The 14,199-nt window shown below is 69.8% G+C and carries 17 protein-coding genes; 11 read left to right on the top strand and 6 right to left on the bottom strand.

Translation table 11 applies throughout. The annotated features are described in order from the left end of the window. The first annotated feature begins 63 nt into the window (after positions 1-63). Positions 64-639 (top strand): CGNR zinc finger domain-containing protein, encoded by a 576-nt coding sequence (locus H4W81_RS19720; RefSeq protein WP_192780911.1) that lies wholly within the window; start codon positions 64-66, stop codon positions 637-639. Positions 640-701: 62 nt separating this feature from the next. Here H4W81_RS19720 and H4W81_RS19725 read toward each other — a convergent pair whose 3' ends face one another. Further along, positions 702-1,943, bottom strand: coding sequence for an RNA-guided endonuclease InsQ/TnpB family protein (locus H4W81_RS19725; protein WP_192776164.1), 1,242 nt, complete (start codon positions 1,941-1,943; stop codon positions 702-704). Positions 1,944-2,426: 483 nt separating this feature from the next. Then, a complete protein-coding gene (locus tag H4W81_RS19730) occupies positions 2,427-2,852 on the bottom strand; it encodes a PPOX class F420-dependent oxidoreductase (RefSeq protein ID WP_192776165.1) in 426 nt (141 codons plus the stop codon). A gap of 202 nt (positions 2,853-3,054) precedes the next feature. On the opposite strand from H4W81_RS19730, the gene H4W81_RS19735 reads away from it, so the two are divergent. Then, positions 3,055-3,933, top strand: a complete 879-nt coding sequence (locus H4W81_RS19735) for an LLM class flavin-dependent oxidoreductase (protein ID WP_192776166.1) — start codon at positions 3,055-3,057, stop codon at positions 3,931-3,933. 99 nt (positions 3,934-4,032) lie between these two features. Here the strand turns inward: H4W81_RS19735 and H4W81_RS19740 are convergent, their stop codons facing one another. Continuing rightward, a complete protein-coding gene (locus H4W81_RS19740) occupies positions 4,033-4,419 on the bottom strand; it encodes a MarR family winged helix-turn-helix transcriptional regulator (protein WP_225959896.1) in 387 nt (128 codons plus the stop codon). A gap of 148 nt (positions 4,420-4,567) precedes the next feature. Between H4W81_RS19740 and H4W81_RS19745 the strand changes: the two genes are divergently transcribed. From H4W81_RS19745 to H4W81_RS19765, 5 genes are all read left to right on the top strand, one after another. Then, positions 4,568-5,713, top strand: coding sequence for an FAD-dependent monooxygenase (locus tag H4W81_RS19745; protein WP_192776168.1), 1,146 nt, complete (start codon positions 4,568-4,570; stop codon positions 5,711-5,713). A 2-nt stretch (positions 5,714-5,715) separates the two neighbouring features. Continuing rightward, the gene (locus H4W81_RS19750; protein WP_225958701.1) at positions 5,716-6,171 is read left to right on the top strand and encodes a helix-turn-helix domain-containing protein; all 456 of its coding nucleotides are present in this window, start codon (positions 5,716-5,718) and stop codon (positions 6,169-6,171) included. A 78-nt stretch (positions 6,172-6,249) separates the two neighbouring features. Next, complete coding sequence (locus H4W81_RS19755; protein ID WP_192776169.1) at positions 6,250-6,825, top strand: hypothetical protein; 576 nt, start codon at positions 6,250-6,252, stop codon at positions 6,823-6,825. A gap of 4 nt (positions 6,826-6,829) precedes the next feature. Continuing rightward, positions 6,830-7,660 carry a hypothetical protein gene (locus H4W81_RS19760; RefSeq protein WP_192776170.1) on the top strand — a complete coding sequence of 277 codons (831 nt, stop codon included), beginning with the start codon at positions 6,830-6,832 and terminating at the stop codon, positions 7,658-7,660. Positions 7,661-7,666: 6 nt separating this feature from the next. Then, a complete protein-coding gene (locus H4W81_RS19765; protein WP_192776171.1) occupies positions 7,667-7,858 on the top strand; it encodes a hypothetical protein in 192 nt (63 codons plus the stop codon). Between the two features lie 175 nt (positions 7,859-8,033). Here the strand turns inward: H4W81_RS19765 and H4W81_RS19770 are convergent, their stop codons facing one another. Together H4W81_RS19770 and H4W81_RS19775 are read right to left on the bottom strand one after the other, a co-directional pair. Further along, positions 8,034-8,444: an ATP-binding protein gene (locus tag H4W81_RS19770; RefSeq protein WP_192776172.1), complete on the bottom strand. Its 411-nt coding sequence runs from the start codon at positions 8,442-8,444 to the stop codon at positions 8,034-8,036. 12 nt (positions 8,445-8,456) lie between these two features. Continuing rightward, positions 8,457-9,233: a SigB/SigF/SigG family RNA polymerase sigma factor gene (locus H4W81_RS19775; protein WP_192776173.1), complete on the bottom strand. Its 777-nt coding sequence runs from the start codon at positions 9,231-9,233 to the stop codon at positions 8,457-8,459. Positions 9,234-9,431: 198 nt separating this feature from the next. Here H4W81_RS19775 and H4W81_RS19780 point away from each other — a divergent pair, with 198 nt between their 5' ends. Beyond that, a complete protein-coding gene (locus H4W81_RS19780) occupies positions 9,432-9,806 on the top strand; it encodes an STAS domain-containing protein (protein WP_318781832.1) in 375 nt (124 codons plus the stop codon). A 7-nt stretch (positions 9,807-9,813) separates the two neighbouring features. Here H4W81_RS19780 and H4W81_RS19785 read toward each other — a convergent pair whose 3' ends face one another. Further along, positions 9,814-10,521, bottom strand: a complete 708-nt coding sequence (locus tag H4W81_RS19785) for a GAF and ANTAR domain-containing protein (protein WP_192776174.1) — start codon at positions 10,519-10,521, stop codon at positions 9,814-9,816. A gap of 35 nt (positions 10,522-10,556) precedes the next feature. Between H4W81_RS19785 and H4W81_RS19790 the strand changes: the two genes are divergently transcribed. From H4W81_RS19790 to H4W81_RS19800, 3 genes are all read left to right on the top strand, one after another. Further along, positions 10,557-12,410 carry a SpoIIE family protein phosphatase gene (locus tag H4W81_RS19790; protein ID WP_318781833.1) on the top strand — a complete coding sequence of 618 codons (1,854 nt, stop codon included), beginning with the start codon at positions 10,557-10,559 and terminating at the stop codon, positions 12,408-12,410. A 102-nt stretch (positions 12,411-12,512) separates the two neighbouring features. Further along, positions 12,513-13,619 (top strand): glycosyltransferase, encoded by a 1,107-nt coding sequence (locus tag H4W81_RS19795; RefSeq protein ID WP_192776175.1) that lies wholly within the window; start codon positions 12,513-12,515, stop codon positions 13,617-13,619. Positions 13,620-13,629: 10 nt separating this feature from the next. Next, a complete protein-coding gene (locus H4W81_RS19800) occupies positions 13,630-14,199 on the top strand; it encodes an FMN-binding negative transcriptional regulator (protein ID WP_192776176.1) in 570 nt (189 codons plus the stop codon).

Below are 14,199 nucleotides of genomic sequence, written 5' to 3' on the forward strand. Positions count from 1 at the left end.
GACCGGCGAAAACGCTAACGTTGGTCACGGACCCTACGAGTCGAAGGAGTGACCAGTCAAGTGATGTTCGATGGTCACGTGGCCCTCCTCCTGGAAGCGGCCGTGTCACTGGTCAACGTGCTGACCGACGGCGCCGAGCGTGGCAGGCCCTACACGGCCCCGCGCGGCGACGACCTGCCCGCGGCGGTCGACGCGGCCCTGCCGTCCCATGGCACCGGTCCCCGTACGATCACCGTCGAGGAGGCCGCCTACCTCGTCAGGACCGCCGAGCAGATGCGCCGCGTCTTCGAGGCCGTGCACGCCCAGCGGGTGGCCGAGGCGGCGGGGGTGGTGAACGCGCTCCTGCTCGACACGGGCGCCAGGCCGCAACTCGACCAGGTTCCAGGGGAGCCGTGGCAGGTCCACTTCCACGGCCCCGACGACTCCCTCGCGGTGGGCTGGAGCGCGGGCTGCGCCGCGGGGCTCGCCCTGGCGATCGGCAGCGATCTCGGCGGCAGGCTCGGCGTCTGCCAGGCGGTCATGTGCGACCGGGTCTACGTGGACGGCTCGCGCAACGCCGTCCGCCAGTTCTGCTCCTCTGCGTGCCGGAGCCGTACCAAGGCGGCCGCCTTCCGCGAACGGCAACACGCGTCGTCTTGACTTCTCCCCGCCATGAATGACGGGGATTCTCCCGCCTCGCGACGGGGTGGTTACTGCTGCTTCTACGCCGCTTGCGCGGTGGAGGTTTCGGGCGGTGCCAGGGTCGGGATTGCCGTTCCTGGTCTTACCTGCCCTTCACAGTCGTTTCGGGTGTCCGCCAGCCCGGCGGCCACGTCGTTCGGGGACCGAAGGCGGATGCCTTCGGCGAGGATGTTGAGCGCGGCGGCGATGTCGCGGTCGTGGTGCTCGCCGCAGCAGGGGCAGTCCCATTCACGGACGTCTAGGGCGAGTTTCCCGATCTTCCAGCCGCAGCACGGGCACAGCTGGGAGGAGGGATACCCGCGGTCGATGGTGATGAACGCGCGCCCGTACCGGGCTGCTTTGCCTTGCAGGAGCCGCAGGAACGCGCCCCAGGCGGCGTCATTGACGCTCTTGGCGAGCATGCCCCGTGCCAGGCCCCGCACGGCCAGACTTTCCACATGCACCGCTTGGTTCTCGCGGATGATCGTGGTGCTGGTCTGGTGGAGGAAGTCTCGACGGGCGTCGGCGACTTTGGCATGCTGACGGGCGACTTCGACCCGAGCCTTGGTGCGATTGGCGCTCCCCTTCTGCTTGCGCGACAGGGCACGCTGGAGTTTCTTGAGCTTGCGCTCCCGGCGGCGCAACCACTTCGGATTCGCGATCTTCTCGCCCTCGGACGTCACCGCGTAGTGGGTCAGCCCCACGTCGATTCCCGTCTCCGCCTCTATCTCGGGAAGAGTCTGGCTGTCGTCTGGCACGTCGATGACGAACGAGGCGAAGTACCGGCCGCCGGCGTCCTTGATGACCGTCACGCTGGACGGTGGAGCGGGCAGCTCGCGCGACCACCGGACCTCGACCTCGCCGATCTTCGCAAGATACAGACAGCCGCCGGCGCGGAGCTTGAAGGCGTTGGTGTTGAACCGGGCCGACTGGCGGTGATCATGGCGGGATTTGAACACGGGCAGACCCATCTTCGGGCCTTTCCGCTTCCCCGACACCGACTCGAAGAAGTTCTGGTACGCGGTGTCCAGGCCACGCAGCGACTGCTGCAACGGCACCGGGGACACCTGGCCCAGCCACTCCCGCTGAGGGGTCCGCTTCGCAGCCGTGATGCAGATCTTCTGCAACTCCGTGCCGCTGATCCGCCTCCGGCCGGCCTTCCAGGCGGCTTTGCGCCGTGCGAGCGCGTCGTTCCACATCGCGCGGACACACCCGAAGGTCCGGGCCAGCGACTCCCGCTGGGGCGCGTCCGGATACAGCCGGTAGTTGTAGCGCAGCTTCACCGAACACCACCCCCTTTCGCGACCTTGACGTCCCGCAGACTCGAACACGTTATCGTCTGGCCTGCGACCGTGTCAGACGAATACCGGCACGGCAGACAGGTGGTTCCCGCGATGCACGTCCATCTGGTCGAACAACAGCGCTGACCAACATGACCGCTGCCAGAACCGCGCTACGCGCTCCGGGCTGCCCCGCCTACCGGCGGGCCATCCCCTGACGGGGACCGCATTCATCTCCGGCCTGAAGGCCGAGGCTTTCTGCGGACCTTCGGTAACCGCCTTGCCTCGCGGCCGGTCGCGCACCAGGATGGCTGGATGCGACCTTGGGTGAAGATCGTCTGCGTGATCCTGATCGTGGCGCTCGCCGGGTCCGCGCTGGTGACGGCGGCCGGCCTCCTCTTGAACCTCTTCTAGCGGACACCGGCCGCCGGAGCGGGCACGGCCGTGTCCAGAACTCGCCCGGGGCCCGCGCGTTCGGGGCCCGGGTCAGCCGGTCGGTGCCCGGTGGACGGTTCGCCGCGACTCGTACCAGGTGTCGCCGATCGGCTCGCCCGCCAGGTTCCAGCTCCAGGAGACGACCGGGGTGATGCGGATGAAGATCCCCGGGCCCACCATGCCGACCCGTTCGTACGGCTGCTCGGCATGGCCGTAGATCCGCACGCCCCGCGCGACGAACGGCTCGAAGGACACCATGTCGTCGATGACCAGGGCGACCTTGTGGTTGCCCGCCCGGACGTTGCGGAACTTGCGGGTGTCGACGACGGTCGAGCCCGAGCCGCCGACCCAGAAGTAGGTCCCGTCGAACTCGAACGCGACGGGCACCACGTCGGGCTGCCCGTCGGCGGAGTGGGTCGCCATCCGCGCGATCGGCTGCGACCGCAGGTAGGCGAGCGCTTCTTCGGTGAACGACATGGCGGCGGCTCCTCGGGCTCGTCGCGACGCGGCTGATTCGTACAAGAGCCGCGGTGGTCGCGGTGCGTAGGTTCGGTTGTGTGACGGAGCACGCCGGGTGGGCTCCGGCCTCGCCATCGAGCATCGCCCTGGTCGTGTCCGCTGGATGCGATCTTGCCGATTTCATCCGGGGAATGCCGCCATTTATGACAGGAGCACTGACATGAGGATCGGAATCGGACTGCCGGCCGCGGTGCCCGGCACCGACATGACCACGCTGGGGCAGTGGGCGGCCGACGGCGAACGCGCCGGTTTCGCCGCCGTCGGCGTGATCGACCGGCTGGTCTACGACAACGTGGAACCGCTGACCGCTCTGGCCGCCGCCGCGGCCCGCACCTCGCGGGTCGAGCTGGTCACCACGGTGCTGAACGTCGGCTGGCGCAACAACGCGGTCCTGCTGGCCAAGCAGCTGGCCTCGGTCGAGCTGATCTCCGGTGGACGGCTCACCGCGGGCCTCGGACTGGGCGGATGGCCGGACGACTTCATCGCCAGCCAGGTGCCGCAGACGGGCAAGACGGCGCTCTGGGACGCGACGCTGGCGACGATGACGCAGGCGTGGACGGGCAAGCTGAGCGGTCAGGGCGGGCCGATGCCCGAGCTCCCCGAAGGACGGCCCGCGCTGCTGTTCGGCGGGCTGGTGCCCGCGGCCTTCACCCGTGCCGCCACGCACGGCCAGGGCTGGGTGGCTCCGCTGTTCGGGCTGTCCATGCTGCAGGAGGGGGCCACCGCCGTACGCGCGGCATGGGAGCGGGCGGGACGGCCGGGGCGGCCCAGGATCGTGACGGGACGCTACTTCGGCCTCGGCGACCGCGCGGACGCCGTCGCCGACGAGTACATCCGCCACTACTACGGGGACGCGTTCTTCGCCATGGCGCGCGCCGACACCCTGACCACGGTCGAGCAGCTGCGCGGCGAGCTGACGGCACTGCGGGAGGCCGGCGCCACGGACGTGGTGCTGCACCCGACCTCGCCCGGCCTCGAACAGGTCGGGCTGCTGACGGAGGCCCTCCACGAGGCCGGATTCCCACCCGCCCACAGGTAGGACGGACCCGGGGGCCGCCGACCGGCATCGGCTCCGCCCTCAAGGACGGCACCCGTGGCGGTGACCGCCGGAGCGCCCCGCCAGGGCGGGCAGTACGCGTCAGGTCTCGAGGCGGATGGTGGCGGCGTGCTGGACGGCCGTGGCGCGGGTGAGGAAGTCGAGGATCAGCTCCAGCTGCTCGTCACTGTAACTCGCGTACAGCTCGGTCAGCCCCGACACCAGGTCGTCGAAGAGCTCCCCGAAGCCGGCGAGCCTGTCGTGGTTCACCTCCACGATGACCCTCCGCCGGTCACGGGCGTCGCGGACGCGGCGGACCAGCTCCTTGGCCTCCAGGCGGTCGATCAGGCCGCTGACCGAGGCGGGGGCGAGCCCCGTGTGCTCGCACAGCTCCCCCGCGGTCAGCGGCCCGTGCCGCTGGAGCAGGTCGAGCGCCTTCTCCTCCGTCATCCCGAGCCCCATACGGGCCGCGACCGCCGTGTGGAACATCACGGCCGCGTTGCTGTTCTCCCGTCCTGCCAGGAACAGCGATTGAAGCAGATTCTTTCGGTGCTCCGAAATACCTGTTGACAAGCCCCTGCCCCTTCGCCATATATTTCGTTCGAGCGAACTAAATAACTGAGTGAAGGGTAGCACGATGAAGGCTCTGATCATCGGGTGCGGCATCGGCGGTCCGACGACCGCGATGGCGCTCCAGCGGGTGGGCATCGACGCGGAGATCTTCGAGGCCTACGACGTGCCCGCCGACAACGTCGGCTCGTTCCTGAACGTCGCCTCCAACGGCCTGGACGCCCTGCGTACCTTGGACGCCCACCGGGAGGTCCTGAAGGCGGGCATCCCCACCCCGCGCATGGTCATGTGGAGCGGCACGGGCAAGCGGCTCGGCGAGGTCGCCAACGGCCTGGCCCTCGACGACGGGACCGTCAGCCACACCATCCAGCGCGCCGACCTCTACCGCATCGTGCGCGACGAGGCCGTCCGGCGCGGGATACCGATCTCGTACGGCAGGCGCCTGGTCTCGTACGAGGAGAATGAGAAGAGCGTCACCGCCCGCTTCGAGGACGGCACCGAGGCCAGCGGCGACATCCTGATCGCGGCCGACGGCGTGCACTCCCGCACCCGCTCGCTCCTCGACCCCGCCGCGCCCGCTCCCCGCTACAGCGGCCTGTACAACTTCGGCGGCATCGTCAAGGACACCGGCCGCACCGGCGAGCCCGGCGTCTACAACATGATCTTCGGCAGGAAGGCGTTCTTCGGCTACACGGTGTCCGACTCGGGCGAGACCTGGTGGTTCGCCAACCTGCCGCGCGAGCTCGGCGACGTGCCACCCGACTGGAAGGCGACACTGGTGGAGGCGTTCGCGGGCGACGACAACGTATCGGCCGAGCTCGTCGGCCGCGGCTCCGTCGAGCTGGCGCTGCCGATCCACGACCTGCCCGCGGTGCCGACCTGGCACCGCGGCAGGGTGCTGCTCACGGGCGACGCCGCGCACGCCACCTCGCCCAGCTCGGGCCAGGGCGCCTCGATGGCGATCGAGGACGCGATCGTGCTGGCCGCGTGCCTGCGCGACGAGCACGGACACGCGGCGGCCTTCGAGAGCTACGAGCGCCGGCGGCGGGCCAGGGTCGAACGGGTGGTGGCCTGGTCGAAGAAGATCAGCGACAGCAAGGCGGCAGGACCCGTCGCCAGGGTCTTCAGGGATCTGATGCTCCCGGTATTCCTCAGGAGGTCGGCGGGCGACGACTCGCTCGCATGGATGTACCGTCACCACGTCGAGCTGTGAGAATGGACGGCACAGCGAGCGTGGAGGGCATCGTGGGGCGAAGGCCGACGATCGACAGGGCCGAGCTCGCCCGGCTGGTCGAGGCGGGGATGAGCGTGCAGGCACTGGCCGCGCACTTCGGCGTGAGCGAGTCGGGCGTCCTGCAGGCGAAGCGGGCCGCGGGCCTGGCCAAGCCGCAGATGGACCACAGCGGGGCGCTGCCCTGGACGCTCAGCCGCGCGCACGCGCAGTCCGGCCCGGCCACCAACCTGCGCAACCTCTCGGCCGCCGCGCAGGGCGGGCGGGTGGCGCCCGAGCGGCTCAACACCGCGCTGCGGTGGGCGCGCAGGCTGGTCGAGCAGGGTCTCGACGTGGCCTACGACCCCGAGGCCGGCTTCACCGAGGTCCCTGCCTCCCCATCGGGCTCACACGTCGCCAAGGTGCTGGAGAGTGCCACGAAGGCCGTCGAAGCAGGCTGATCGCGGCGTTTCGAGGGCCGCTTCCAGGGCAGTCGCATGGCCAATCACGGTCCATCACGACAGACCCGGAGGCGTCTGATGACCACGGAAACTCTGATCTGGGTGGCCGTCGTCGTGGTGGTGGTGGCAGCCATCGCCGCGATCGGCTACGTCGTCCTGCAACAGCAACGCCGGGCTCGCCTCCGCGACAGGTTCGGCCCCGAATACGAGCGCATGGTCTCCGAGCACGAGAGCAGGAGCGACGCCGAGCAGGAGATGCTCGCCCGCGAGCAGCGCTTCGACCAGCTCGACATCCGCCAGCTCGACTCCGACACCCGGGAGAACTACGCCAAGCGCTGGCTCGAGGTGCAGGAGCGCTTCGTCGACGCGCCGGGGTTCGCGGTGACCGAGGCCGACCAGCTGGTGACCTCGGTCATGAGTGACCGCGGATATCCGACCGACGACTTCGACGAGAAGATCTCCACCCTGTCCGTGGGTCATGGCGCGACGCTTGACCGCTACCGGCAGGCCCACGAGATCAGCGGGCGCGCCGCCAGGAAGGAGGCCTCCACCGAGGAGCTCCGCCAGGCGATGGTGCACTATCGCGCGCTGTTCGACGAGCTGCTGCGGAACGATTCGCCCAACACGACCCGTCACGAACCCGGAGGACGGTGACGATATGGATGAGCGCCGGCACGTCAAGGACGAGCTCCAGGTGCCACCACAGCGCATTGAGGACCAGCGGGACGACCCGGACGCCACGGACGACAGGACCGACCGCGACTTCCAGGCGACGGCCGAGTCCAGGTCGGAACACGGTCAGACCTGGGAGGGCCAGACCAGGGACGACCGGATCCAGGACGAGCGGATCCAGGGCTACCAGACGCAGGGCGACCAGACGCGGGACGAGCAGGCGCGGGAGCAGGCCTGGCAGGAACCGCAGCAGGTGTCCGGCGCCGAGCCCGACGCGCGTTACCGCGACCCCTACGACAGGACGGGCGACGTCCTGGTCGCGGGCGTCACGGATCCAGGCCAGACCGACCCCGGCACGCAGCCCATGGCCGGGCCCACGCCTGAGCCCCGCGACGAGCAGGGAGCGGAGGCCACGACGGCGGACTCGACCGGCGAGCCCACGACAGAGCCAGGCGAGCCCACCACGGAGCCGACCGAGCCCGCGGCGGAGACCGCGGAAACCGGGGAACCCGCCGGCTCCACCGAGGGCCAGACGGCGCCCGCCAAGTCCGAGCACCTGCTGGACCAGGACCCCGAGCAGGTGCGCAACCGCTGGCGCGAGCTGCAAGGCTCGTTCGTCGACGAACCTCGAGAGTCCGTCGAGCGGGCCGACCGGCTGGTGGAGGAGTTGGTCTCCACCCTGACCTCTCGCACGACAGAACTGCGCGACCGGTGGAAGAACGCGGGCGAGGGTGACACCGAGCAGCTTCGCCTGGCCCTGCGCGACTACCGCGTGATGCTCGACCAGCTGCTCACGCTGGGTTCGGGAGAAAGGTGATCTGACATGCTCGCCATCGTCGCCGCGATCGTCTTCGGGCTGGGTTTCCTGCTCGATCTGCTCAACACCCAGCTCGCTGGGATCAGCGGCATAGCCTTCGTGCTGCTCGGCCTGTGCCTGCTCGCCCTTCACCAGGCGGGAATCGGCACGGCCAGCCTCGGCAGCTACAAGGGCGGCTGGCGCCGTACGCGTCGCTAGCTCAGGCGCACGTCGCAAGGTCAGGCACGTGGAAGGGGCGCCCCGCCTGGGGCGCCCCTTCCATGTGTGTCAACGGCCCCTCCTGATGGGTCAGCGCTCCCAGCGCTGTGATGTCCCTGCGGAAGAACAGCGCCGGGGTTCGAGGTCGCCCGCCGCGGCCTCCGGCAGGAAGGGATCATCGCGCCCCTCTACCCGCGAACCGCATCGTTACGGTGCTGCCCTCGTGTCCGGTGCGGAAGGTGATGCCGTTGGTCAGCTTGCGGGCCACCCACAGCCCCATGCCGTGGGTGGCGTACGGGGTGGGGGCGGCGCTGCCGGGCCGCCCCACCACGTTCCAGCGCCCGTCGTCGTGGATCTCCACGACGACGTCGCCCCGTTCGTTCCACACGCGCAGCCGGGCCTTGCCCGAGGTCCCGTGGGTGACCGCGTTGGTGGCCACCTCGTTGACGGCGATCAGGAGATCGCCGACGCACTCCTCGGACAGGCCCGCGTCACGCGCGTGGACCGCGGCGAAGTGACGGACCTCTGGAAGGTCGGGGAGGCGGAAGGCCAGTTCCTCGACTGGAGGCCCTGCGTCCTCGTTCACCTCGGAGACCGCCTAGCGTTCTGAGATCAGTTCGGCCCTGAGCTGGTCGAGGACCTTGCGGAGGATGCGGGAGACGTGCATCTGCGAGATTCCGAACTCCGCGGCGATCTCGGCCTGCGTCATGTTGCCGAAGAAACGCAGCAGCAGGATGTTCTTCTCCCGCGTGGGCAGGGCGTCGATGAGGGGCTTGACGGCCTGCTGGTCGAGCATGTTGTTGAGCGTGTCGTCGTCCTCGGGGATCACGTCTCCGAGAGAGGCGGCGTCGTCGTCGGCGCCGAGCGGCGCGTCAAGGGAGAGCGTGCTGTAGGCGGCCGACGCGTCGAGCGTGAGCAGCACGTCCTCCTCCGAGATGTTCATCTTCGCCGCCAGCTCGGCCACGGTCGGCGAGCGGCCGAGGTCCTGGCTGAGGTCGGAGACCAGCCTGTTGAGCTCCGAGCGACGCTCCTGGTAGAGCCTCGGCACCCTGATCGCCCAGGTACGGTCCCTGAAGTGCCGCTTGACCTCACCGGTCATGGTGACGACGGCGTAGCCCCTGAAGGCGTGCCCGAGGCCGGCGTCGAAGCCGTTGATGGCCTTCATCAGCCCGACGTAGGCGGCCTGCAGCAGGTCCTCCATCGGCTCGCCGCGGTAGCGGTAACGCCTGGCGATCTCGGTGGCCAGCGGTCTGTGCATCTCGACCACGCGCTCGCGGAGCCGTTCCTTGACGGAGTCAGGGGTCTCTTCCCTGACCATCTCGGCCAAGAGCTCTTCGGCGGTCATCTCTTCGAGGGCGAGTTCCTGAACAGCCATCGCCATGTGCTCCTCATATGTATCGCCGGCCGCCCCTGCACAGCGAAAAAGCCCAGGCAGAGGCGCGCCTCTTTGGAGGTCGCTCAAAAGCCCTCTGCTGGACTTCGATTCCATTTTTCCCACATTGGGGTGGAGTATTCAACCCCTGTGCTGTGACAGTAAGGTTGCTCTGCCGGGTTGGATCAATGGGAGGCGTTCGTGACGGTGTCGGAGAACGGTGAGTGGCCGGTGGCCGCCCTGAACCTGACGTCGTCGGCCGCGGGCGGCCTCGCGGTGGTCGAGGTGGACGGCATCCTCGACGCCACGACCAGGGAGCAGTTCGCCGACTTCCTCTCGGAGGTCGTGGCCTCGAGCGGACCCGACCTGGTCCTCGACCTGTCGGGCGTGACGTTCATGGACTCCAGGGCGCTGGGCCTGATCGTGCACCACTGGCAGACGAGCACGTCGGCGGGCGCGCGGTTCGCGCTCGTGGGAGTGCGCTACTCCCCCTCCAAGGTGATGTGGATCACCGGGCTCGCGCAGCGGCTGCCGCTCTACGAGACTCTCGACGAGGCGCTGACCGCGCTGGGCTGAGCCGCCCTCAGCGCTTCTTGCGCTGGTGCTCCTCGACGAGCAGGCGGGCGAGATCGGTGACCTTGACCTGGTGGTGCTGCGAGACGCGGCGCAACTCCTCGAAGGCCGCCTCCGAGCTGCACCCGCTCGACTTCATGATGATGCCCTTGGCCTGGTCGATGATCGACCGTCCGGCGAGCGCCTCCTGCATCTGGGCGGCGTCGGTGCGGACCTCGTCGAAGTCCCACATGTTGGCCATGGCCACCCCGACCTGCTCGCTGAGCATCTCGGCCAGCGGGGCCGCGGCCTGGGCGGTGAACGCCCCGGGACGCACGCCGTACAGGCCGACCACGAGCAGCACGGGGTCGATCTCGATCGGCAGCAGCAGCACCGAACGCACGCCCCACCTGGTGGCCAGCCCGGAGTAGCGGGCCCAGCGGGGGTCGCGGAGCACGTCGCTGATCACGACGCGCTGCCGCGTGCTGCGCGCCTCGATCGACGGGCCCTCCCCGATCTCGCGCTCGCCCTCGACCAGCATGATCAGCTCGCTGTGCGAGCCGGACACCAGCACCCTGTCGTCGCGCCAGAGTTCGGCAGATCCCCCCGAACAGCCGGGCACGCCCCTGGCCAGGGTCGTGGTGAGCCCCCGAAGTACGCTTTCACTCGAGGTGTCCTCACCGACCCGCCCCAGCGTCGCCAGATCGCGTGCCAGCACAGAGGTGATCATTCTCGCCATGGCGGATTCCTTCCCAATGAGCCTAGATTAAACAGGTGACCGAACCCATCGGCCTGACCGCGCTGGAACACGCCCTGGAAGAACTCGCCGGGCGCGTGTCATCGCTCCGCGCCGCCAGAACCGCCTACCCAGGTGAGCTGGCGCAGACACTCGACGCGGCCCTGGCCGAGCTCGACACCGCCACCGACCTGCTCGCCGCGGCCAAGGCCGAGCTGAGCAGGGGCCAGCGCCGCCAGGGCGGCAGGCAGGGCGGCTCGCAGCGCGAGCTGAAGCTGCTGCGCCAGGTGTTCAGGATGTTCCCCGTCCCGGTGATCGTGCTGGACGGCGGCGGCGTCATTCGGCGGATCAACAGCGAGACCTCCAGGCTGTTGGGAAGCCCCGACGGCTTCCTGGTCGGGCGGCCGTTCCCGCTGCTGGTCGACGTGCCGAGGCGGGCGGCCTTCCGCTCGCACCTGACCTCGGTGCTGCAGACGGGGCAGAGCGCCGTCTTCGAGACCAGGCTGACCCACCAGGGCCGCACGCACGTGGCGCAGCTCTCCCTGACCAGGCTGACGATGCCCGGCGAGCCCCAGCAGATGGTGGCCGCCGTGGTGCTGCCGACGCAGGTGCAGCTGCCCGAGCCGGGCGCCGGCCGTCCCGAGCTGTCGGACGCGGCGCTGCTGATCATGGCGGCCCGGCGGCAGGAGCTGTTGTCGCGGACGGCCGCGCTGCTGCTGGACGAGGAGAGCCTGCTCAGGCCCGTGGCGTTGCCGAGAATGGCCAGGCTGCTGGCGGGTGAGTGGGCCGACTGGGTGATCGGCGACGTGGTGCGCGACGGGCTGCCGCGCAGGTCGGTCGTGGTGGGGCCGAAGGACCAGCCGGTCGGCGAGCTGGTCAGGCTGGTGGAGCGGGCCGATCCCGCGTTGAGCCCCGTCGTCGCGCAGGTGCTCGACCAGGGCTCCGGGGTCGTGCACGAGATGGTGGAGGACGAGTCGCTGCTCGGCTCCTCCTTCGAGGGGCCGCTGCTGACCGCGATGGGCGCCGGGTCGCTCGTGTGCGTGCCCATCGGGGCCGAGGGGTCGGTGAGGGGGGTGCTGACGCTGGTGCGCTCGCACGACCGCCCGCCGTACACGCTGGCCGATCTGGGGCTGCTGCAGGAGATCGGCGCGCACCTCGGGCTGGCGCTGACGGCCCAGGACCGCTTCCACGACCGCTCGCAGGCCGCCGAGGCGCTGACGGCCAGCGTGGTGCCGCGCACCCTGCCCAACATCCCCGGCTTCGAGGCCGCGGCGATCTACCACCAGGGCGCGTCGGTGGGCGCGGAGTTCTACGACGTCTTCCCGGTGAAGGACGGGTGGGGCTTCTCCCTCGGCGGGGCCGTCGGCTCGGGCGAGGAGGCGGCGTCGGTGAGCGCCATGGTGCGCGGCGGGCTGCGCGTGCTGAGCGTCTGGGAGGACGATCCCGACGAGGCGATGCGCAAGGTCAACGAGGCGCTGGTCACGCAGCGTTCGGGGATGTTCGTCATGGCCGTCGCAGGGTACGTGAAAGGCAGGCGCATCCGCCTGAGCTCGGCAGGCCACCACCCGGCCGCGCTCGTGCAACAGGACGGAAGCGTGCGCTTCGCCTCCGGAGGCGGGGTGCCGCTGGGCATCGCGGACCGGGCGGAGACCGCGGTGGAGGAGATCGAGCTGGCCCCCGGCCAGACACTGGTCTTCTACTCGGAGGGGCTCATCTCCTCGCGGGGCGAGCACGGCGAGCCCTACGGGGAGGAACGGCTGGCCGACGTGCTGGCCCGCAGCGTCGAGCAGACGCCCGCAACGGTCGTCAAGACCATCGAGGAGGACAGGCACGGCTTCGCAGGAGGACGGATCTGGGATGAGATCGTGGTGCTCGCACTGAAGGTGGCCTGAGCCGGAGAGGTTTACTTTCCTCCGGCCCTGGGGTATGCCTATGGGGTAGTCGAGTGCCTAAGACGCAGGCACACCTGAAGGACATCCTGCCTGAGGTGTGTCATGCATATCGCCATTGTCGCTTCTGACAAGCGCCGCACTCATATCCTCGCCGTCGCCCGCGAGCTGGGCCGCGAGCATCGAGTCACGATCTACAGCCGACGCGACGACGCCGACCTGAAGGCCAGGACCAAGCTGAGCCAGGGCGTCACCGTCGAGACGATAGACGCGGGTCCCCCCGAGGATCTGACCGCCGACCAGGTCGCGCCCTTCCTGCCCGACGTGGGCGCCTACCTGATGGGACGCTGGCGGCAGGAAACCCCCGACGTCATCCACGCCCACTCGTGGACCGGCGGCCTCGCGGCCGTGGCCGGCGCCAAGGGGCTCGGCGTGCCGGTCATCCAGACCTTCCACCACAGCTCCGGGACCGTCCTTTCCGCCCAGACCCTCAAGCTCGAGCAGGTGCTCGGCCGCAGGGCGGACGCCGTCGTCGCGGGGTGCGGCGACGAGGAGTCCGAACTGATCAGGATGGGCGTGCCGCGCAACCACATCGCGGTCGTGCCGTACGGGGTGGACGTCGAGCGCTTCCGCCGCCAGGGAGCGGTGGCCGCGCGGGGCACCCGCAGGCGGCTGCTGCACGTCGGCCCCCTCTCCCCCGACAGGGGCGCGCCCACGGTGGTCCGCGCGCTGGCGGCCGTTCCCGACACCGAGCTGGTCGTGGCCGGCGGGCCGCCCGCCGACGGGCTGTCCGACGACCGCGACGCCCGGCGGCTGCTGACACTCGCCGAGCAGGCCGGGGTCGCCGACCGGGTCACCGTGCTCGGCCAGGTGCCGAAGGCGTCCGTCGCCAAGCTCATGCGCAGCGCCGACCTGGTGATGTCGCTGCCGCGCGAGGCCCCCGCCGGGACGGTCGCACTGGAGGCCATGGCCTGCGGCGTGCCGATCATCGCCTCGGCCGTCGGCGCGCACCTCGACTCGGTCGTGGACGGCGTGACCGGGCTGCTGGTTCCGCCGGACCGGCCCGCCCAGACCGCCAGGCTCGTCCGCGAACTGCTCGCCGACCCGACCAGGCGGACCGCGCTGGGGTACGCGGGTGCCGACCGGGCCAGATCGCGCTACTCGTGGGCGCGCGTCAGCCAGGAGCTGCTCCGGGTCTACGAATCCCTATAAAGTGCACTGCATGCTTATTCATCCCTGGGATGCCGGTTCGCTCGACGAATCCCTCGCCTTCGTCCGTGACCACCAGTTCGGCACCCTGATCGCGGCAGGCCGCGGCAGGGACGTGCCGGTGGTCGTTCCCACCCAGTTCCTCCTCGCCGACGACAGCACGGTACTTCTGCACCTGGCCAGGCCCAACCCGGTCTGGAAGGCGATCGAAGAGAACCCGAGAGTCGTGCTGTCGGTGACGGGACCATGGAGCTACATCAAGGGTGAGTGGCGCGCCGAGCCCGGCACGGACCCGACGCTGGGGGTGCCGACGACGTACTACTCCGCCGTGCAGCTGATCTGCACGGCGGAGATCGTCACCGACGAGGAGGGCAAGCTGGACGTGCTCAGGCGCCAGCTCGCCGACCTCGAGCCCACGCTGGGCGACCCCGCGCGGATGCCCAGGCTGCTGTCGGGCATCAGGGGCCTGCGGCTGACCGTCGACGAGGTGCGCGGGAAGTTCAAGTACGACGGGCACAAGGATGAAGAACACCGCGAGAGGGTCCAAACCGCCGTTACCAAGGCGAGATCTGTGCTTTCCTGA

The sequence above is a fragment of the Nonomuraea africana genome (genome assembly GCF_014873535.1).
Lineage (GTDB): Bacteria > Actinomycetota > Actinomycetes > Streptosporangiales > Streptosporangiaceae > Nonomuraea > Nonomuraea africana.